This window comes from Azoarcus sp. KH32C, assembly GCF_000349945.1.
Lineage (GTDB): Bacteria > Pseudomonadota > Gammaproteobacteria > Burkholderiales > Rhodocyclaceae > Aromatoleum.
Genome location: NC_020516.1, coordinates 2,989,978 through 3,009,943 on the forward strand (window position 1 = coordinate 2,989,978; position 19,966 = coordinate 3,009,943).

The 19,966-nt window shown below is 66.8% G+C and carries 20 protein-coding genes; 12 read left to right on the plus strand and 8 right to left on the minus strand.

Translation table 11 applies throughout. The annotated features are described in order from the left end of the window. Positions 1-6: 6 nt before the first annotated feature. From AZKH_RS13055 to AZKH_RS13065, 3 genes are all read left to right on the plus strand, one after another. Positions 7-2,295, plus strand: a complete 2,289-nt coding sequence (locus AZKH_RS13055; protein ID WP_015436252.1) for a VTT domain-containing protein — start codon at positions 7-9, stop codon at positions 2,293-2,295. Continuing rightward, positions 2,267-3,070: an endonuclease/exonuclease/phosphatase family protein gene (locus AZKH_RS13060; RefSeq protein ID WP_015436253.1), complete on the plus strand. Its 804-nt coding sequence runs from the start codon at positions 2,267-2,269 to the stop codon at positions 3,068-3,070. Before AZKH_RS13055 ends, AZKH_RS13060 begins: the two co-directional genes overlap by 29 nt. Positions 3,071-3,133: 63 nt before the next feature. Next, the gene (locus tag AZKH_RS13065) at positions 3,134-3,520 is read left to right on the plus strand and encodes a ChaB family protein (RefSeq protein WP_041656155.1); all 387 of its coding nucleotides are present in this window, start codon (positions 3,134-3,136) and stop codon (positions 3,518-3,520) included. Positions 3,521-3,584: 64 nt separating this feature from the next. Here the strand turns inward: AZKH_RS13065 and AZKH_RS13070 are convergent, their stop codons facing one another. Beyond that, a complete protein-coding gene (locus AZKH_RS13070) occupies positions 3,585-4,607 on the minus strand; it encodes a cytochrome d ubiquinol oxidase subunit II (protein WP_015436255.1) in 1,023 nt (340 codons plus the stop codon). After that, complete coding sequence (locus tag AZKH_RS13075) at positions 4,600-6,012, minus strand: cytochrome ubiquinol oxidase subunit I (RefSeq protein WP_015436256.1); 1,413 nt, start codon at positions 6,010-6,012, stop codon at positions 4,600-4,602. Before AZKH_RS13075 ends, AZKH_RS13070 begins: the two co-directional genes overlap by 8 nt. 404 nt (positions 6,013-6,416) lie before the next feature. On the opposite strand from AZKH_RS13075, the gene AZKH_RS13080 reads away from it, so the two are divergent. Beyond that, the gene (locus AZKH_RS13080; protein WP_015436257.1) at positions 6,417-7,190 is read left to right on the plus strand and encodes a hypothetical protein; all 774 of its coding nucleotides are present in this window, start codon (positions 6,417-6,419) and stop codon (positions 7,188-7,190) included. 40 nt (positions 7,191-7,230) lie between these two features. Here the strand turns inward: AZKH_RS13080 and AZKH_RS13085 are convergent, their stop codons facing one another. Then, complete coding sequence (locus AZKH_RS13085) at positions 7,231-7,566, minus strand: hypothetical protein (RefSeq protein ID WP_015436258.1); 336 nt, start codon at positions 7,564-7,566, stop codon at positions 7,231-7,233. 51 nt (positions 7,567-7,617) lie between these two features. Continuing rightward, a complete protein-coding gene (locus AZKH_RS26580) occupies positions 7,618-7,791 on the minus strand; it encodes a DUF1328 domain-containing protein (RefSeq protein ID WP_015436259.1) in 174 nt (57 codons plus the stop codon). Between the two features lie 297 nt (positions 7,792-8,088). Between AZKH_RS26580 and AZKH_RS13095 the strand changes: the two genes are divergently transcribed. The 3 genes from AZKH_RS13095 to AZKH_RS13105 are packed head-to-tail and all read left to right on the plus strand — an operon-like array spanning position 8,089 to position 13,108. Further along, positions 8,089-9,498, plus strand: coding sequence for a trypsin-like peptidase domain-containing protein (locus AZKH_RS13095; protein ID WP_015436260.1), 1,410 nt, complete (start codon positions 8,089-8,091; stop codon positions 9,496-9,498). Between the two features lie 29 nt (positions 9,499-9,527). After that, positions 9,528-9,803 (plus strand): hypothetical protein, encoded by a 276-nt coding sequence (locus tag AZKH_RS13100; RefSeq protein ID WP_231874407.1) that lies wholly within the window; start codon positions 9,528-9,530, stop codon positions 9,801-9,803. Further along, the gene (locus tag AZKH_RS13105; RefSeq protein WP_041656158.1) at positions 9,800-13,108 is read left to right on the plus strand and encodes a DUF748 domain-containing protein; all 3,309 of its coding nucleotides are present in this window, start codon (positions 9,800-9,802) and stop codon (positions 13,106-13,108) included. Before AZKH_RS13100 ends, AZKH_RS13105 begins: the two co-directional genes overlap by 4 nt. On the opposite strand, the gene AZKH_RS13110 is transcribed toward AZKH_RS13105, so the two are convergent. The 4 genes from AZKH_RS13110 to AZKH_RS26585 are packed head-to-tail and all read right to left on the minus strand — an operon-like array spanning position 13,103 to position 15,470. Further along, entirely contained in the window at positions 13,103-14,473 is a 1,371-nt protein-coding gene (locus tag AZKH_RS13110; protein ID WP_231874408.1) for a phosphatidylserine/phosphatidylglycerophosphate/cardiolipin synthase family protein, read from the minus strand. The genes AZKH_RS13105 and AZKH_RS13110 overlap by 6 nt on opposite strands. Before the next feature lie 32 nt (positions 14,474-14,505). Then, complete coding sequence (locus AZKH_RS13115) at positions 14,506-14,850, minus strand: BON domain-containing protein (protein WP_015436264.1); 345 nt, start codon at positions 14,848-14,850, stop codon at positions 14,506-14,508. After that, entirely contained in the window at positions 14,847-15,293 is a 447-nt protein-coding gene (locus AZKH_RS13120) for a BON domain-containing protein (RefSeq protein ID WP_015436265.1), read from the minus strand. Before AZKH_RS13120 ends, AZKH_RS13115 begins: the two co-directional genes overlap by 4 nt. 15 nt (positions 15,294-15,308) lie before the next feature. Beyond that, on the minus strand, positions 15,309-15,470 hold the full coding sequence (locus tag AZKH_RS26585; protein ID WP_041656161.1) for a DUF1328 domain-containing protein: 162 nt from the start codon (positions 15,468-15,470) through the stop codon (positions 15,309-15,311). Positions 15,471-15,867: 397 nt separating this feature from the next. Here AZKH_RS26585 and AZKH_RS13130 point away from each other — a divergent pair, with 397 nt between their 5' ends. Genes AZKH_RS13130 through AZKH_RS13150 form a run of 5 tightly spaced genes read left to right on the plus strand, consistent with a single transcriptional unit; the run spans position 15,868 to position 19,963 of the window. Continuing rightward, positions 15,868-16,086, plus strand: a complete 219-nt coding sequence (locus AZKH_RS13130) for a hypothetical protein (protein ID WP_156822108.1) — start codon at positions 15,868-15,870, stop codon at positions 16,084-16,086. Positions 16,087-16,090: 4 nt separating this feature from the next. Then, positions 16,091-16,459, plus strand: a complete 369-nt coding sequence (locus tag AZKH_RS13135; RefSeq protein ID WP_015436267.1) for a hypothetical protein — start codon at positions 16,091-16,093, stop codon at positions 16,457-16,459. Then, on the plus strand, positions 16,456-17,916 hold the full coding sequence (locus AZKH_RS13140; RefSeq protein WP_015436268.1) for a RimK family alpha-L-glutamate ligase: 1,461 nt from the start codon (positions 16,456-16,458) through the stop codon (positions 17,914-17,916). Before AZKH_RS13135 ends, AZKH_RS13140 begins: the two co-directional genes overlap by 4 nt. Continuing rightward, positions 17,913-19,166, plus strand: a complete 1,254-nt coding sequence (locus AZKH_RS13145; RefSeq protein ID WP_015436269.1) for a glutamate-cysteine ligase family protein — start codon at positions 17,913-17,915, stop codon at positions 19,164-19,166. The genes AZKH_RS13140 and AZKH_RS13145 overlap by 4 nt, the downstream gene beginning before the upstream one ends. Continuing rightward, complete coding sequence (locus tag AZKH_RS13150; protein WP_015436270.1) at positions 19,127-19,963, plus strand: N-formylglutamate amidohydrolase; 837 nt, start codon at positions 19,127-19,129, stop codon at positions 19,961-19,963. The genes AZKH_RS13145 and AZKH_RS13150 overlap by 40 nt, the downstream gene beginning before the upstream one ends. Positions 19,964-19,966 lie beyond the last annotated feature (3 nt).

The window sequence follows — 19,966 nt, forward strand, 5'->3', positions numbered from 1 at the left end:
GGAAGCATGATTCGTCCGCACTACCCCTTGCTTCGCGATGACCGCGGTGTGGCGAGCGGCACTGCGGGAGGCGTGATGCCGGATCCGACCAGCCGCTTCCGTCCCGGCCGAAACTGCTGCACGGTGGCGCGGGCCAATCGCGCCGGCCTGATTGTCGACGGAGAGGATTTCTTCCGCAGCTTCTGGCTCGCGGCCGAGCAGGCGACGCGCTCGATCGCAATTCTGGCCTGGGATTTCAACAGCAACACGCGCCTGCGCTTCGACGAAATCGAGGACGGCGTGCCCGGGCGCCTCGGCGACTTCCTGAACTGGCTCGCCCGTCGCCGTCGCAGCCTGCACATCCACATCCTCGACTGGGACTACCCGATGGTCTTCGGCACCGACCGGGAGTTTCCGCAGCTCTACGGCATCGGCTGGCGCCCGCACCGCCGCATCGACCTCGCCTTTGACGACACGCATCCGCTGATCGCGTCACACCATCAGAAGATCATCGTCATCGACGACGCCTTCGCCTTGATCGGCGGCTTCGACCTCACCGAAAGGCGTTGGGATACCCGCGATCACCGCGCGGGCGATCCTCGCCGTGCCTGCAACGGCGTCCCTTACCCGCCCTTCCATGACATGGCGATGGCGGTCGACGGCAGGGCCGCGCTGGCGCTGGGCGAGATCGTCCGCGCACGTTGGCTGGCCGCCACCGGCAGCACCCTGCCCCGCCCGCCGCGCACTCCGATCGAGGTGAAATGGCCGCTCGGGCTGCCGGTGCGCTTCACGGACATCGACATCGCGGTCGCACGCACGCTGCCGCCGACCGACGACCGGCCCGCCGTCACGGAAGTGGAAGCGCTGTACCTCGACATGATCGCGGCCGCCCGCAAGCACATCTACATCGAAAACCAGTACTTCACCGTCGGCAGCATCGGCGAAGCACTCGCCGCGCGACTGAAGGAAGCGGACGGCCCCGAGATCGTCGTCGTCGTGCGGCTCTTCAGCCACGGCTGGCTGGAGGAGCACACCATGCACGTGTTGCGCACGCGGCTCGTGCAGCGCCTGCACCAGGCCGACCGCCACGGCCACTTCCACGTCTACTACCCGCACATCGACGGCCTGGCCGACGGGACGTGCATCGACCTGCACTCCAAGCTGATGATCGTCGACGACGAGATCCTTCGCGTCGGATCGGCCAATCTCAGCAACCGCTCGATGGGCATGGATACCGAATGCGACGCCGCGCTCGAAGCGCGGGGCGATGCCCGGGTCGCGCGCGCCATCGCGGGCTTTCGCAACGAGCTGCTCGCCGAGCATCTCGACACGCCTGTCGCCGACGTGGAAGCGGCGATGCTCAGGCGCGGCAGCATCGCCGCCGTGATCGACGAGCTCGCGCACGGATGCCGCAGCCTCAAGCCGCTCGAAGGTCTGCCCGAGTGGTCGGAATCGGTGGCCGACCTCGCACGGGTGGGCGATCCCGGACAGCCGGTCACGCTCGAAGCCCTGATCGAGGAGTTCGCGCCCGAGGCTGTGCTGCCCCCGCCCGACGGCCAGGCTCCGCTACCCGACGACGGTCTGCACGCGGGGATCGCGAGCAATCCGGCCGTGCGACACGCGGCCGCGCGTGTCGTCGCCATCGGCGCCGTGATGATCGCGCTGGTCGCCGTGTGGCACTACACGCCGCTTTCGCACTGGACCGACCCTGCGCGCATCACGGTGCTCGCCCGCGAGTTCGCGCACCAGCCGGCGGCGCCGCTCGTGATCATGTTCGCCTACACGCCGGCCTGCCTGCTGATGTTCCCGCGGCCTTTGATCACGCTCGCCGCGGTGGTCGCCTTCGGCCCGATACCCGGCTTCGTGTTTTCGATCTCGGGCATCCTGCTCGCGGCGCTGCTCACCTACGTTGCGGGCCTCACGCTGCCCAAGGAAACGGTGCGCCGCCTCGGCGGACCGAGACTGCGGCATATCACCGAAACGCTGCGCCGTCGCGGGCTCATCGCCGTGACCGCGCTGCGGCTGGTGCCCTTGGCGCCGTTCGCGGTCGAAGGCGTGGTCGCAGCCGCCATCGGCATCCACGTGACGACCTTCCTGGTCGGGACACTCATCGGAATGCTGCCGGGGACGCTCGCGACCACGGTGTTCGGGCACCAGTTGCAGGCCGCCCTGCACGACCCGTCGCGCATCGATTACGGCTTGATCGCCGTCGCGGTCGCGGGCTTCGCAACGATCACGCTCGTGGTACGCCGCTGGCTCGTTTCGCAGCTGCACCGCCCACACGGCCATGCCATTCACGACAAGCGGACTCGCTAGTTGGCGCAATCTCGATCACGTCCTGGGCGACGATTGCCTGCGCATTTCCTCGTACAACATCCACCGCTGCGTCGGCCGCGACCGCTGTCTCGACATTGAGCGGGTCGCGCGCGTGATCCGGGAACTCGACTGTGACACGGTGGGGCTGCAGGAAGTCGGCAGCGTGTCTGTTCGGGGGGAGGATTCGATGCAACTCGATTTCCTCGCCGCCGAAACCGGCATGACGGCGATTGCGGGCCATACCTTCATCCGCCACGACGGCAGCTTCGGCAATGCCTTGCTGACGCGGCGCCCGGTGCTCGCGGTTCGCCGGCACGATCTCAGTTACCTGAAGCGCGAACCGCGCGGCGCGATCGACGTAGACCTCGACATCGCCGGCAAGATCGTGCGCGTGATCGTCACGCACCTCGGCCTGCGGCCCGCCGAACGCCGTTTCCAGGTGCGGCAGATGCTCAAGGTGCTGCACGACATCCCCCCCGAGCGGCCCGTCGTCGTGCTGGGCGACATCAACGAGTGGCTTCCGCTGGGCCGTCCCTTGCGCTGGATGCACGGCTTGCTGGGACACGCGCCGGCGGAGCGCTCCTTCCCGTCCGGCCTGCCCTTGTTCGCGCTCGATCGGGTGTGGGTGCGGCCGCGGCATACGCTGCTCGCCTTCGAGTCGCATCGCAGCCCGGCCTCCCGCATCGCATCCGACCACCTGCCGGTGCGGGCGATCGTCGCGCCGGCCGCCCCCGAAGCCCGTTCGCACGTCCCCCATGTGCCGCCCAGGCGGTGATCCGACTCCCGGGCACGATGTTTTCTTATGGCAAGAAGCAAGCCCAGAAGTGAGGAGAACATCATGCCGAACAAAGCATTGCCCAGTACGCTGAAACGTTCTTCGCCGAAGGCGCAGCGCACCTATGCCAAGACCCTCGAGAACGCCGAGCGCGAATACGGCTCGGGCGAGCGTGCGAGCCGCACCGCGATCGCTGCGCTGAAGCATTCCTTCGAGAAGGTCGGCGACCACTGGGAAAAGAAGGACCACAAGGGTCCCTCGGATCCCGGTGCCGAGAAGACCACCTCGAACAAGAAACAGGCCGGCCGGAGGGATACCTATGGCGGCGTCGACGTGCTCGGCCACACCTACAAGGAGCTCTACGAGCGCGCGCGCGACCTCGACATCCGGGGCCGCGGACGCATGAACAAGGAAGAGCTCGCCCGAGCCATCGCGTCACGCCAGCGCTGAGCCAACAGGCGCAGCAACTGGGGCCGGCGATACCATCCGAAGGGCCGCGTTCTCAACCGCGCCCTCAACCATAGTGCAGATGGGTCGCCTTGCCCCGGAACACGCGGTACGCAAAGATCGTATAGGCGATGATTAGCGGCAGCACGACGGCGACGCCGACCAGGATGAAGGTCAGCGATTCCGGCGCTGCCGCTGCCTGCCACAAGTCCATGCGCTGGGGGACGATCCAGGGGAAGAGGCTGTAGGCAAGACCGTGGAAGGCCAGCACGAAGATCGCGACCGCGGCGCCGAAGGGCGTCCACGCCCAACCTTCTCTGCCCTGCGCGAGCTGGGCCGGCAGGCGGCGCAGCGCGATCGCGGCGAATACGAAGAGGCCGGCGGTGATCAGCGGGATCGGCGCGAGGAGGAAGACTTGCGGGATGTCGAACCACCTTTCGAAGATCGCGCGGCTCATCAGCGGCGTCGCAACCGAAACGGCCGCGATGCCGAAGGCCGTCAGCCACAGCGCGCGCTTCGCCCAGCGAACGGCGCGCAATTGCAGGGCGCCTTCGGTCTTGATCACCAGCCAGCCCGCGCCGAGCAGGCAGTAGCCGGACGCGAGTGCGAGGCCGATGAAGGCCGCGAAGAGCATGTTGGCCGGCGTGCGTTCGAAGCCGACCACCAGAAGCCCGAGCATATAGCCTTGCGATAACGCCGCGATCAGCGAACCGGCGCAGAAGGCGCGGTTCCACCACGGCTTTTGCTGCGCCTGGGCCTTGACGCGAAAGTCGAAGGACACGCCGCGCAGGATGAGGCCCAAAAGCATCGCCGCCACGGGGAGGTACAGCGCGCCCATGATGACGCCGTGGGCGAGTGGGAATGCGGTGAGCAGCACCCCGATGCCGAGCACCAGCCAGGTCTCGTTGGCATCCCAGAACGGGCCGATCGAGGCGACCATGATGTCGCGGTCCTGCTCGTCGGCAAGGCCCAGCAGGATGCCCAGGCCGAGGTCGTAACCGTCGAGGACGACGTAGACCAGGATCGCGAGCCCCATCACCACCAGGAACGCCAGCGGCAGCCAGCCGGCCGGTTGCGCGAGGTCAGGCATGGTCGGTGAGCTCCGGCTGATCGCTGTCTTCCTCGTCCGCGAGCACGTCGACGCCCATGACGGAAGGCGTCGCGACGGGGATCGCATCCTTCGCCGGCGGCACGTCCCCGGCCTTGCCGGCGAGGTGGAAAAGCACGGAGATGAAGGCGACGAGCAGCACGGCATAGAGGACGAGGTACATCGTCAGCGTGAGCGCGATGCGCGGCGCGGGCGTGGCGGACGCTGCCTGAGCAGTCGACAGGAGCCCTTGCACGAGCCAGGGCTGGCGGCCGATTTCGCTGACGAACCAGCCCGCAACGAGCGCAACCCAGCCCGAGAACGTCATCGCGACCAGGGCGCGCAGGACGCCTGCGCCGGGCTGACCGCGACGCCGCAACTGCCACCACGCCGTCCACGACACGGCCAGCATCAACAGCCCGACCCCGACCATCGTGCGAAAGGCCCAGAACACCGGCGCCACGGGCGGATGATTGCCGGGGAAATCCTTGAGGCCGCGGACCTCCGCGTCGAGCGAGTGGCCGAGATACAGCGACGCGAGGCGCGGAATCGACACCTCCATCCGGTTGTCCTGGAGCTCGCTGTCGGGCAATGCGAAGAGCACGGCCGGGGCGCCGCGCTGCGTCTCCCAGATCGCTTCCATCGCGGCGAGCTTGGCGGGCTGGTGATGGTAGGTGTTCTGGCCATGCAAGTCGCCGACGAAGATCTGCAAGGGAATCAGCACGGCTGCAAGGCGTACGCCGGTGCCGAGCGTGACCATCACGTCGTCACGCCGGTCCCCGCGGCGCCATCGCCACGCCGAGATGCCGGCGATCAGGAAGGCGATGGTCAGGCCCGACGCCATCAGCATGTGCGTGAAACGGTAGGGGAAGGAGGGATTGAAGAGGACCGCCAGCCAGCTCGTCGCGTGCGCCCGGCCGTCGATCATCTCGTAGCCCGCCGGGGTCTGCATCCAGGAATTCAGCGCGAGAATCCAGAACGCCGAAATCGTCGTTCCGACGGCGACCAGGAAGGTGGCGAGCGTGTGGACACGCTGGCTCACCCGATCGGCTCCGAACAACATGATTCCAAGGAAGCTCGCCTCCAGGAAGAAGGCGGTGAGCACTTCGTACGCGAGCAAGGGACCGGCGATGTTGCCGACCGTTTCCATGTAGCCCGGCCAATTGGTGCCGAACTGGAAGCTCATCGTCACGCCGGTGACGATGCCGATCGCAAAGGTCAGCGCGAAGACCTTGACCCACAGGCGGTAGGCGTCCATCCAGGCGCTGCCTCCGCCGCGGTTGTACTGCAGCTTGAAATACAACAGCACCCACGCGAGACCGATGGTGATCGCGGGGAACAGGATATGGAAAGTGATGTTGGCTGCAAACTGCAAGCGAGCCAATGTCACCGCGCCGAGAGCGTCCATCGTGGTGCGTACTCCTCCCGCCCCGCGGCGTCTTTCGCCGGGCCGCCGGCCCGTGCGTTTCCATGTCTCATCCTGTTCTCCGCGTTCGTTGCCGCGAGTATTCCCGTGCAAGCGCAGTGCCCGGTCCGGTTGCACCGAAAGCCGCGTCTTCTCGTCGCGCACGCCGCTGTTCGGCCGACATCAAGCGGTATTTTTTTCGTCGGCGTGCACATTCTTCACGAGTTCTTCAGCGGCGGGGTTCGCCGATTGGGCTTGCAGCCCGCGGCCTCTGGTGGCGAGGGGGAAAGAGCCTTTGCAGGATTGACTCGGGCCCGCCGTTTGCGGTGCACAAAAACCGTTTTCGCGTCGAGTGCGCGGGAACGGTGGTCCCTTGAACCGAAACTCACAGATTAAGGAGAAACGACATGGCTCAACCCAAATCCGCGAACGTCGATCAGAAGACGCAAGCCTCAGAAGGCGGCGGTCAGCAGACCGGTCGCGGGGAAGCCCGTGAGGAAGGCCGGGAAGCGATGGGCGGCGGCAGCAACGACCGCAGCGAAGGCCGTTCGGCGGGCAGCGCGATGGCCACCAACCTGGCGGCAACCGCACTGCGTGGCTTCGGCCAGCTGTTCGATCTGCAAGCTGCTGCCACCCGTATCGTGCTCCGTGCCCAATTGCGTGCAGCGGCGGCCGTCGGGCTGCCGGATTATTCCCGGATGCTTACGGTCGACGATGACCGGACGCTACGCCTGTTCTCTACGACGACCGACAACGCGGTCCGTCTGGCCAACCAGGCCGAGGACGCCCGGGGCGAGATTCAGGGTCATTTGCTGCGTCTGCTCGAGCGGCAGGTGATCGATTTTTCGGAACAGTGGCAGTACGGCCTCGACGAGCTTCAACAGCAGGCCACCGAAAGCATGGAAGATCTGAAGGCGCTGTCGCGTCAGCAGGCCGAGGAAATGGCCCGTGCGACCGAATCGCTCACCGAAGCCACCCGCGAGACTTTGCGCGAGGGCGGCGAGCAGTTCCGCGCAACGGTCCGTCAAGGCATCGAGCGTACGCGTGAGATTGCCGAACGGCAGACCGAAGCCCTGCAGGAAGAGGCTGAGCGCACTGGCGAAGCGATGCGTGGCGTCGCCCACCGGGCGGGAAGCGAGATGACGGAAGCAACGGAGCGTAGCGGACGTCGCAGTGCCTGAGGCCCCCGCCGCCCGGTAACAAAACGCCGGCCCGGGCAATTCAGTCCGGGCCGGTTTCATTTTGGGGAACATAGCCTTGGCCGCCCACGACGGTCATGCGAGCCGGCTTGTGGCCCTTGGAGGGGACTTCGGCGGCCGGTATGCACCAGGCGCCGGAGGCGAGCCCCCACCATAGTGCGGCGGGTACGAAAAATTGGCCCAAGGTGTCCCAGGGAGTGGGCGGGTTTCCAGCGAACGCCGGATCGTGGCGAATGCCGAGCGAATTGCGCCAGACGACGTAGACGTCCTCGTCGGCAATTCCGGCTTCTGAAATGCGCTCCATCAGCGGTGTCAGTTCATTTTCGCCGGACACGAGGCAATGAATGGTGCAATGCATCCGAACCTCCTCCCACAACCGCGTGGGAACCGAAAAAAGAACCGTCGCTTCTTAGAAGGCCAGCACGCCGAGTCCGACGCCGAAGATCAGCACAATCAGGAAGATCACGAGGGCAATGACGAAAAGAACCTTGGAAATGCCTGCCGCGCCGGCAGAAATGTTGGTAAAGCCGAACAGCCCGGCGATCAGGGAGATGACGAAGAAGATGATGGCCCACTTGATCATGCGCGTGGCTCCTTTTTGTTGAGTTGAGCACTAGGTGGAAGTGGCGGAAGCGGAGCGGGAGACTCGGAGCAGGAATTACACGACGCCGTAAGATCTACCTGAGCCCCACCGAAACAACCTACTGCCGGGACTGGACTACAGGCTCATTGCCGGCAAACCGCCGACGCTGAAAACTGACCAGCCGCGTTCCTGCGCGGCCCGGCCGAGCCATGCAAACCCTGTACCCGGGACAAGCCTGATTGCGGCATCCGCCTTGCTTCGTCAGGGTGGTCGGCCTTAGTTCCCGGAGTCGCCGTCATGCATGCCCCACCCCCTTCCGGCCGTACGACCGGCTTCCTCGCCAGAATCCTCCTCCTTCTCTTCCTGTTGACCGCCATCGTGGCCTGCTCTTCGACCGATGAAGCGCCGGACTTCGGTGCGCTGATGAGGGCGCAGGGGCCGGCCGTGGTCAATATCATCAGCCTGCGCTCGGTCGCGATCCCGGACGAAGGCCTTCTCTCCGAAGGCCAGGGCGACAATGAAGAGATGTCGGCGCACCCGCAGTTCCCGTCCGTCGACGAGCTCGGTTCCGGGATCATCATCCATCCCGACGGACTGATCCTGACCAACGCGCACCTCGTCGCCGAAGCCACCTCCGTCACCGTGCGGCTTGCGGACGGCAAGCGCGAATTCCCCGCGCGGCTGCTCGGCGCCGACCCGGAGAGCGACATTGCCGTGCTGCACATCGAGGCCCACGACCTGCCCGTGGCGAAGCTCGGCAGCTCCAAATCGCTCGCGCCCGGCGAATGGGTCGCGGCGATCGGTTCGCCCTTCGGTTTCACCAACACGATCACGGCCGGCATCGTCGGTGCCACCGGCCGCAACCTTTCCGACGGCGCACACACGCCCTTCATCCAGAGCGATGTCGCGGTCAATCCCGGCAGCTCGGGCGGCCCACTGATCAACCGGCACGGCGAGGTCGTGGGCATCAATTCGATGATCTTCAGCCCCAGCGGCGGGTATCTCGGCCTGTCGTTCGCGATCCCGATCGAACTCGCGCTCGACGTCGCGCATCGTCTGGAGCGCGACGGACAGGTCCGCCGCGGGCGCCTGGGGATCACGGTCCAGGCGCTCAGCCCCAGTCTGGCGCGCGCCTTCGGCGTCCGCGGGGACGGAAGTATCGTCAACAAGGTCGATCCCGACGGTCCGGCGGCGAGTGCAGGACTGCGTGCGGGAGACGTGATCGTCGGCTACAGCGGCAAGGTCGACGGTGCCGAGGAGCTGATGGAGCGCGTCGCCGCGTCCGAACCCGGGACGCACCAGACGGTCACATTATGGCGCGAGGGAGCGTTGCAGCAGATTGTCGTTACGGTGGGCGAATACCGCTCCCGCGTGCGCTTCCCGTCACTTGCCGGCCAGCCCGTTGCCAAGGCGGCGAACGACGAGCCCGAACTCGTGCTCAGCGATCTGCCACCCGAACTGTGCCGTCACATCGGGATCGAGTTCGGATTGCGGGTCGACCGCGCGCCGCCCGCCGATGGCGGCGATGCGATCCGTTATGGGGACATCATCGTGATGGTCGGTCATCAGGGCTTTGCCGATCGCCGGGAATTCCAGAATCTGCTCGGCGCGTCGGCGGGCGGATACGCGCCGCTGCTCGTGCGGCGGGGCATGTCCGCGGTGTATGTGGCGATCAAGGTTCCGGAGCGGCCGCGGGAGGCCGGTTGATGGCCCTCTTGCGGCTGGGTGGGCTGTTCTTGACCACCATCGGGGCGATCACGGGCTTCTTCCTGCTCTACCTCGGTGTCGAGTCACTGGAACGCGACGTGGTCTTCCCACTGATCGACCGGCGCAGCGTTCATCTTCCTCCGGCTTTCACCATTGCGGCGCAGCTCCTGCTTGGCGCGTTGCTGAAGGCGCTCGGCGTGATCTTCACGACGCCGCTCGCGGCCACCGTCTTAGTCCTCGTGCGTGCGCTGTATGTCGATGGGGACGAAGCGCCGGAGACGGCGCCGTGCGGGGGGCCAAAGTGAGCGCCTGGAGGCTTCGGGGGCGTTCCGCGAGGCGGGCGCTCTGGGCTGCCTGCATTGGCGCCCTTCTCGCGGTTCTGTACGCGCTGGCCGGCTTTCTGGTGCTGCCGTGGCTGATCGAGCGCGAGCTTCCGGCCGGAATCCACGAGCGCTTCGGGCTCAGCTTGAACATCGCCGCCGTGCATGCGAATCCCTTCCTGCTCAGCGTCGTCGCCGACGACGTCGTGCTGGCCCGGCCTGACGGAACGCCCTTGCTCAGTGCGCGACGTGCACGGGTCGATCTCGATTCGGTGGGTGCGCTGACGCGTCGCTGGACGATCGGTGCGATCGAGCTCGAAGGCGCGATGCTGGAGCTGGTCCTCGGCGAGGACGGGCGGCTGGAACTCCCGGAGGTGACACCGGCGCGCTCCGAGTCGGAACCGCCCGCCTCCCCGCACGAGCTGCCGGCCCTGCTGTTGCGCAAGCTGGAGCTGCGCGACGGGAGCGTCATCCTGCGCCAACGCGGTGTGCCGTCGGGCCTCATCGCATTGCAGGCGATCCAGATCGAGGCGAACGCGTTGTCGACCGTCGCCGATGCGCCGCCCGCGCAATACCGGCTCGCAGCCGGATTACCCGGCGGAGGATCGCTCAAGGCGGAGGGCGAACTCGGCATGGGCGCACGCAGCGCGTCCGGCCGCCTTTCGATTGAAGATGCACTGGTCGAGCCCTGGTGGCCGTTGTTCGAGCGACGGTGGGGCTTGGCCTCGCCGGGCGGGCGGCTGAGCTTCGGCGCGCGCTACCGCGCCGGCCGAGCCGCGGGTGCGGCGGACGTGATGCTGGACGGGCTGACGCTGCATGCGGATGGTCTCAGGGTCGCGCGCGCGGACGCGGCGCAGACCGAACCGCCGCTCGCGGCGATCCGGCACATCGACGTGGCCGATGGGAGCCTGGAACTGGCCTCGCGCCGTGTGCAGCTGAAGGGCCTGCGGCTCGCCGACGGCACCGCCAGCGCGACGGTCGATGCCGAGGGCCGGATCGACTGGGCTGGACTGCGCCGCGCAACCTCCGACAAGAGCGACAAGGACGCGCCCTGGCGTGTCGAGATGCCGGCCGCTACCCTCGAAGACATCGCGTTGCACTACCGCGAGCTGGCGGAGCCCGGCCGGCGTTTCGATGCCGAGCGGGCGGAGGCGCACGGGGACCTCGTGCTCGATGGCGCCAAGGGCGGCCTTCATGCAGACGCGCTCGCCACGAGCCTCGCGAAGCCGAGCTACGCTGCCGGTGATGCCGCACCCGTTGTCGCAGAGCGCATCGAACTCGCGGGCGGGAAACTCGATACGGCGGCCCGTGAAATCGTCGCCGAGCGGGTCACGCTGGAGAAGACGGCGCTCGACTTCGTGGTCGATACCGAGGGTCGGCTGAAGCTGCCCGGCGGATTTGCGGGCGCAAAGGAGGGCGTAAAGCCGGAGACGGCCGGGCATGAGGCGCCGGCTCCCAATCGCTGGAACTATTCCATCGGCGAACTCGTCGCGCGGGGCGTCGATGTCAGCCTCGACGATCGGCGCGCCGATACACCGCTCGCCTTGCGTGGCAGCGGCGAAGCGCGCATCAGCGGACTTACGAGCAGGCGGGCGGAGCCCTTCGCCTTCGAGGCTCGCATGAAGCTCGTGAGTGGTGGCGAACTCCGTGTCGATGGGCATGCGACGCTCGACGGCAAGGGCGCCGAAGCACATGTGCAGCTCGCCGACGTCAATCTCGCCCCGGCAGCCCCGTTGCTGCAGCGGCATACGACCCTGCGCCTCGCCGGCGGCAGCTTGGGATCGGATATCCGCCTGCGACGCTCCGGCGCGGAGCCTCCACAGATCAGCGCGGAAGGCAGCGCGCGGATCTCTGGCCTCCGTCTCGACGAAGCCGACAGCGGGACGAGTTTATTTTCTGCCCGGCAGGTCAGCGCCGAAGGCCGATGGCAGCTCGCGCCGCCGAGCCTGCTCCTGACCAAGGTCGTGCTCGACGGCCCGGATGCCCGCCTCATCGTCGACCAGAACCGCGAACTCAACCTCGCCGACCTGTTGCGCAAGCGCCGCGCCGCTCGCGAGCCCGAGAAGGCGAGAACGGGTGCGGAGCCGCCCGCCTTGGCGCTGCGCATCGAGCGGATCGAGGTCCGCGATGGTGCGGTCGACTTCGCGGACAACAGTCTCGTGCTGCCCTTCTCCACCCGCGTCCAGTCGGTTGCGGGAAACGTCCTCGGCGTCGACAACCGGCCGCGCAGTGAGGCCGTCGTCGATATCGGCGGAGGGATCGAGCCCCATGGGGAAGCCCACGCTCGGGGCCGCATCCGCCCCTTCGCGCCGGGCGAATTGACCGATCTCTCGGTCAGTTTCGACAACGTCGAGATGCCCCAGCTTTCCCCCTACTCGGCGACCTTCGCCGGGCGCACGATTGCGGCCGGAAGACTGTGGCTGGACGTAGCCTACCGGGTGTTCGACCGGCAACTCGACGGCAACAACGCTGTGACGCTGGAAGATTTTGTGCTCGGCGAGCGGGTCGAGGCGCCGAACGCCCGTGATCTGCCGCTGGAGCTCGCGGTCGCGCTCCTCAAGGACTCCAAGGGGCGCGTCCATCTCGAGGTGCCCGTGCGCGGCAACGTCGGCGACGCCCATTTCGAATACCGCCGGCTCGTCGCCGATGCGCTGGGAAATGTGCTGGAGCGCGTGGTGACCGCACCGTTCCGCCTGCTCGCGCGGCTCGTCGGGCGCGGCGAGGATGACACGCTGCAGGCCATCGACTTCGAGCCCGGCAGCGCACGCCTGTCGGCCGAGGAAGAGGAAAAACTGCTGCAGCTCGCCCACGCACTCGGCGAGCGCCCGCAACTCGTCCTGACGCTGCATGGCGGCTATCTCGTCGGGCGGGACGAAGAAGCGCTGCGGATCGAGCGCACTCGGCGCGACATCGCGACGGCGGCCGGACAAAAACCCGGCGAAGGCCCCGTCGGCGAGCTCGATTTCGGCGATACGGCTATTCGCGGCACTGTCGCCCGCCGCTACGAAACCGTGGCCGGCAGCGACGCACTGGCAGCCTTCCGGCGCGATTTCGCCCGACGCAATCCCAAGGGGGGCGAAACGGCACTGCACCGCGAACTCTTCGACCGGCTCGTCGAGCACGAACCCCTGCCCGCGCCGGCGCTAGGCGAACTCGCGCGGCAGCGCACCGCCGTCGTGCTGAACTATCTCCGGGATCATGGAGTGGACGGAGGGCGCCTCAAGTCGGCGGAGCCGGTCGCCGTCGATCGGGGCGACCCGCGCGTCGAACTTGCGCTGGAAGCCTCATAGCACGTACTCCCATCGCTGCGCGAGCCATTCGAGGAAACGCGCGCCGAGGCCCCGTCGCTTCCATTCCGCCTGGGTGACTTCGTGGGACGCGGATTCGTCGAGTGCGAAGAGCTTTTCCAGCTCGGTCGCGAAGCCGCGGTCGACCACGAGCACGTCGGCCTCGTAGTTGTGCACGAAGCTGCGCCAGTCGAGGTTCGTCGACCCCACGCTGGACCATACCCCGTCGATGACGGCAGTCTTGGCGTGCAGCAGCGCGTCACGCCGTTCGAAGATCCGCACGCCTGCCGCCAGCAGCGCGGCGTAGTGCGAGCGCCCCGCATGGAAGGGTGCCCAGAAGTCGCTGAAGCCCGGCAGCACGAGGCGAACGTCGACGCCGTGCCGGGCCGCATTCTGCAGCAACTGTAGCGTGCGCTCGTCCGGGATGAAGTAACCGTAGGTCAGCCACACCCGGGCCTTCGCATTCTCGATGGCCGACATCAGGGCGACGTAGAGTTCGCTGCGCTCGACGGACGGATCGCCGACGACGAGCCGCATTGCCATGTCGCCGGCTCGCACCGATGCCGCCTTGCGCGCGGCCGTGCGCCCAGGCGGCGGCACATCGCATTTCTGGCGCTCCCAGGTGTCGTCGAAAAGCTCTTGGAACTGCGCCACAACCGGCCCGCGCACCGCGACGTGCGTGTCTCGCCAGCCGGCCTTCGGATCGGGCGGCGCGCGCTTGCGCCCGAAGGAGCCCGAGCTATATACGGCGCTGATGTTGATCCCGCCGGTGAAAGCGACGCGCTGGTCAATGATCATGATCTTGCGGTGGTCGCGGTTGTTCGCATTGAGCCGCGGATCGCGTTGCAGTGCCAGGGGATTCAGCGGATTGAAGGCGCACACCGCGACGCCGGCGGCTCGCAGGCGGTCAAAATAGGCCTGCGGCGTCGCGATCGAGCCGGCGCTGTCATACAGGACACGAACCTGCACGCCGGCCGAACGTGCAGTCTCCAGCAAGGCGGCGAGACGTTCCCCCGCGCCTTCTGCTTCCAGGATGTAGGTTTCGATATCGATGCGCTGGCGCGCCAGCCCGATCTCGCGGAACATCGCGGCCTCGGTCTGCGGGCCGTCGATCAGCAGGCGGGCGTCGTTCCCCACCACGAGCGGCTGCGCGAGCACGCCTTCGACTTGCCCCAGGTGATAGCGGAGCAGGCCCGTGCCATCTTCCCGTTCGAGGTCGCGGATCACGCCGCGCGAGCGCTGCGGCCCGAGCGGGCCCCGCTCGTCTTCGACCCGCACTGCGTTGCCGGTCGAAACGAAGCCAGACGGTGGCAGCTCGACTGCCGGCCCGATCGCGCATCCGGCGAGGATGACGTGTAGGCCGGCCACGGCGAGCAATGAGTTATATGGCAATTTCGCAATTACGACGCGGGCTTGATCCTGATGTCGTTCTTGACGGACTGGACGCCCTTGACGCTGCGGGCAATTTCCGCTGCCTTCTGCGCCTCGGCCTGGGTGCTGACGAAGCCGCTGAGTTGCACGACGCCGCGGTAGGTTTCGACGTTCACTTCGCGCGCCTTCACTTCCTTGCTCTCGACCAGTGCGGCCTTGACCTTGGTGGTGATGGTCGCGTCATCGATGTACTCGCCCGGCGATTCGCTGCGTTTCGAATCCGAGTCCCGCCCGCGCATCGAATCGCACGCGCTGATCAGCGGAAGGGAGAGGATTGCAACTGTGGCGCCTAGCATGGTTCGTCTGTTCATCATGGCGATGTCCTCGTTTCTTGTTGATTAAATATACGGACGGACGCGAAGGATGGGCGCCCTGCCCGCCCCGGAAGCTCTGACTCTGTCTGCGGCGCGGGAGTCGCCGCGCCGCGCAGCGCGTTGATGACGACGGCAACGCCATCGATCCGGCGGGCCACCTCGTCAGCGCGCGCAATCTGTTCGACGGGCACGGCGCCGGCCAAGGTCACTTCGCCCTTCTTCACGGTGACCGTGATGGCGTTTGCCTGCAGGTGCCCGTCGGCCGTCAAGGCCGCATTCACGCGGGACTTCAGCTCCGCGTCGTCCACCTGCTGCTGCAGGCGTGATCGCGGTGCCGAGCCCTGGGTGGTGCGCTCGATACCCTCGCCGCAGGCGGGCAGGCTCAGCGCAGCCGCTCCGCACGTGGCGAGCACGAGGAGGCGGGCGATGCGGAACGTTTTCATGTCTGGAGCCTCCGGTCATCTTCGTAATACGCCGAAGATGAGAGAGACGATGAAGATCACGATAAAGATGTAGAACAGGACCTTCGCGATTTCTGCGGCGCCGGCTGCGATGCCGCCGAAGCCGAAGAGTGCCGCAATGACTGCAATGACGAGAAAAACTGCCGAGTAATACAGCATGAGACACCTCCTTTGACGTGGCCGTCCCATCTCTGGTGCCTTTGCGTCCGCAATTTCCGTACCGCTTCTTTGTCAGCGCGTTATCACAGGCAACTTCCAGTGTTTCACATGCCTGCGTTGCCGTTTTTCTATCGGCAAACCTGAAAAAACTGCCAGGACGCGGGTAAAAGTTACACGTCAGGGTTCTGTCCGTGGGGCGATCCATCCGTCTTCGGGATTTCCGTCCGAAGAATGGGGCTTTCCTCTCCAATCGCGCGAAGTGCAAACCCCGTGCCCGCCCCCGACTTGGCCCGCAGTCGCCGATTCGAGGCAGGATGATCGCGGCAGATCGGCGAGGCACATGTCTTGCGTTCTGCCCCGGTATCACCAGCCCGGTATCATCAGCAGAGGGACGACCATGATCCCGACAATCAGCACCCATGGATTCCTGCAGGGCTTCGGGACCACCGAAGTCTGGCCGCATCGACACGAGCCGGATCAAGCCCCCAGGCCGTCTCCCAACCCCTCGCCCGATCCGGTACCCGAGCCCGACCCCGAGGCGGATCCGGATCGCTTGCCGCTGCACGACCCGGAGCCCGAGGCCGAGCCGATGTCGCTGCGATACGGCGCGGGCTGACGGAATGCTTCCAAACTCCCTGCGTTTGCCCCTTTACATGCTGCCCCAGCCCACGGAGACGACCTGCGGGCCGACCTGCCTCCATGCCGTCTATCGTTACTGGGGTGACGAGGCGAAGCTGCAGGACGTCATCGGCCGTACCCGCGCGCTGCAGCACGGCGGCACTTTCGCCGTCTTCCTCGCCTGCGACGCGCTGCCCCCCTACGGCCCGCATCCTTACGGCGGGATGCGGGATTACTGGATCCGCATGGACCGTGTATTCAACGCGATCCTCCTCGGCATCGTGACCCACGATGCGAATCTGCTCGTGCTGGCGCCGCGCAAGTCCGGGGAGTCCGAAGGAGAAGACGAGATTGAAGGAGGCAGCGGATGAGTACGCTGATCGTCGTCGACGACCCTGGGGATTGGCCGGTGGGCGGCGACGGCGTTACCGTCGTTCCCGCCCGCAGCTACCTCACCGACCCCACCTACGGCGAGGACAAGGCGGCCCGCGTCTTCAACCTGTGCCGCTCCTACCGCTACCAGAGCATGGGCTACTACGTCTCGCTGCTCGCCGACGCCCGCGGGCATCGCCCATGGCCCCGCGCCGGCACGATCGAGGACATCCAGTCGCAGAATCTCGGCCAGGTCCTGATCGCCAACCTCGCCCAGCTCGTCGACCAGTCGCTGGAACCGCTCAAAGCGGACCGCTTCGAGCTCAGCGTCTACTTCGGCCGCAACCTTGCCCATCGCTACAACGTGCTCGCCGAGCAGCTGTTCCAGCTGCTGCAGGCGCCGCTGCTGCGGGTGCGCTTCGAGCGTACCGGCGGACATTGGCATGCACGCAGCGTCCGGCTGATCGGGATCCGCGAAGTACCCGATATTCACCGCCAGTTCATGTTCGAGGCGGCAACGGGCTACTTCGCGACGCGCGTGCGTCCGTACGACGGGCGGCCCGCGCGTCAGTACGCATTGGCGATCCTGCACAACCCGGAGGGATCGCACCTGCCGTCGAACCCCGAAGCGCTGGCCAAGTTCGCGCGGGTGGGCGAGGCGCTAGGCATGCGCGTCGAGTTCATCACGCCGGCCGACTACGCGCGGGTGCCGGAATTCGACGCGCTCTTCATCCGCGACACGACCTTCGTGCACCACTACACCTACCGCTTCTCGCGACTCGCGCAGAGCGAGGGGCTGGTGGTGATCGACGACCCGGAATCGATCCTGAAGTGCAACAACAAGGTCTATCTTGCCGAAATGCTCGCCCACCACAACCTGCCGGTGCCCCGCACGCTGCTGATTCACCGCGGCAACATCGACCAGGTCATGCCGCTGCTCGCGCTCCCCTGCGTGCTGAAGCAGCCGGACAGTTCGTTCTCGTCGGGTGTCGACAAGGTGGAGACGGAGCAGGAACTGCGCGAGAAGGTGGCGTCGCTGCTCGCGCACTCCGACCTGATCGTCGCCCAGGAATGGCTGCCGACGGAGTTCGACTGGCGGATCGGCATCCTCGACCGGCGCGTGATCTTCGTCTGCAAGTACTACATGGCCGAGGGCCACTGGCAGATCATCGACCACGACGGCGAGCGCGAAGGACGCGTCGAGGCGCTGGCCGTCGGCGAGGCGCCATCCGAGGTCGTCGAGATCGCGCTGCAGGCGGCCAACCTCATCGGCGACGGCTTCTACGGCGCCGATATCAAGCAGATCGGCAATCGCTGCTGCATCATCGAAATCAATGACAACCCCAATGTGGACGCGGGCAACGAGGACGGCGTCCTGCGCGACGCCCTGTACCGCGAAGTCATGGGGGTGTTCCTGCGCCGGCTCGAGCACCGGCGCGAGGGAGGGGAAGCATGAGTCACAGGCACGAACTGCCGGCCTTTGCCGGCTACGGGGTCGAGATCGAATACATGATCGTCGACCGTGATCACCTCGACATCCGCCCCTTCGCCGACCGGCTCCTCGCGGCCGGCGCCGGCCAGCCGGCGTCGGAGGTGATCCACGGCAACATGGGCTGGTCGAATGAGCTTGCGATGCACCTCGTCGAGCTGAAGAACCTCCACCCGGTGCCGTCGCTGGAAGGCCTCGTCGATGCCTTCCACGAGGAAGTGCTCGCGGTCGACGATCTTCTCGCGCCGCTCGGCGCACGGCTGATGCCGAGCGGCATGCATCCCTGGATGGATCCGGCGACCGAGACGCGCTTGTGGACGTTCGACAACGCCGCGGTCTACGCCTGCTTCGACCGCATCTTCGATTGCCGGCGCCATGGCTGGGGCAATCTGCAGAGCATTCATCTGAACCTGCCCTACTGCGGCGACGAGGAGTTCGCCCGGCTTCACGCCGCGATCCGCCTCGCGCTCCCCATCCTGCCGGCGCTGGCCGCGAGTTCGCCGTGGGCGGACAAACGCCCGACGGGGTGCATGGACTATCGGCTGATGATGTACCGCGACCACCAGAAACAGGTGCCCTCGTCGATGGGCAATTGCATCCCCGACCCGAGCGCCTCGCAGCGCGAGTACCAGACGCAGGTGCTCGCGCCGATGTACCGCGAGGTCGCGGAATACGGCTCGGTCCCCGGCCAGTGCGACACGAACACCTTGCGCCACGAGTGGCTGAACGTGCGCGCCGCGGCGCCGCGTTTCGAGCGCAGCGCGATCGAAATCCGTGTCCTCGACGCGCAGGAGTGCCCCTTCGCCGATCTCGCCGTGGCCGCGGCGACCGCGGCGCTCGTACGCCATCTCTACGACACTGTAGGCGCGGAGGCCGAGGCCGGCCTCGATACGCTCAGGCTGGTGGCGATCTTCGACCGCTGCATCCAGGACGCGGAGCGCGCCGAGATCGACGACGGCGAATATCTCGAACTGCTCGGTTGCGACAGCCGTCCGCGGACCGCGACGGAACTCTGGGCGGGTCTGATCGACCGCCTTCAGGCGGACGGCTTGCTCGCCGCGCAATGGCTGCCGGCGCTGCACCTGATCCTCAGACGCGGAACGCTGGCGCGCCGTCTCGCCATGGCCCTCGACGACGATCCCGGCTGCCTGCTCGGCGTGTACCGGGAACTATGTGAATGTCTCCACGACAACCATCAGTATCCGGGGCCGCGCTAGTCCTGTCGCCCCTCTACGGGGGCGGACCGGGGCAGATTGGCGGAACCTTCTTCCTGATCACCTGCGAACACGGCGGCAAGCGCATCCCCGTGGCCTACGCGGCTCTGTTCGCGGGACAAGAGGGACTACTGTCCAGCCATCGCGGCCACGATGCGGGCGCCCTTACGCTGGCACGCGAACTCTCGGCCGCGCTGCATGCACCGCTCGTGTCCTCGACGACCAGCCGGCTACTCGTCGATCTCAACCGCTCGCCCGGCCACCGTGACCGCTTCTCCGAGATCACCCGCCCGCTGCCGCGCGATGAAAGGGCCGAGATCGACGCGCGCTACTACCGGCCCTACCGCCGACGCGTCGAAGGCATCATCGCCAATGCCCTCCATCATGGCTCCCGCGTCGTCCACATCTCCAGCCACAGCTTCACGCCGGTGATGGACGGCCGGGCGCGGACTGCGGATGTCGGTTTCCTGTATGACCCGCACCGGCCCCCCGAAGCCGATCTTTCGCGGCAGTGGATGATCGCCCTTCAGCAACGGGATGTGGCATTGCGGCTACGCCGCAATTATCCGTACACGGGGCGTGCCGACGGCTTCTGCGTTGGCTTGCGCCGCCGCTACCCCCCCGAGGTCTACGTAGGACTGGAACTGGAGGTGAACCAGCGTTATGTGACGGCGGGCGGCCCCGCGTGGCGCAAGTTGCGCGCGGACATCGTCGCGGCGCTCCTGCATGCCGTCGGCGGTCGGAAGGCGGGAGAGTCGTCGAAGCCGACGACTCCCCCGCACCAAGCCGCTCGTGTGTGATGC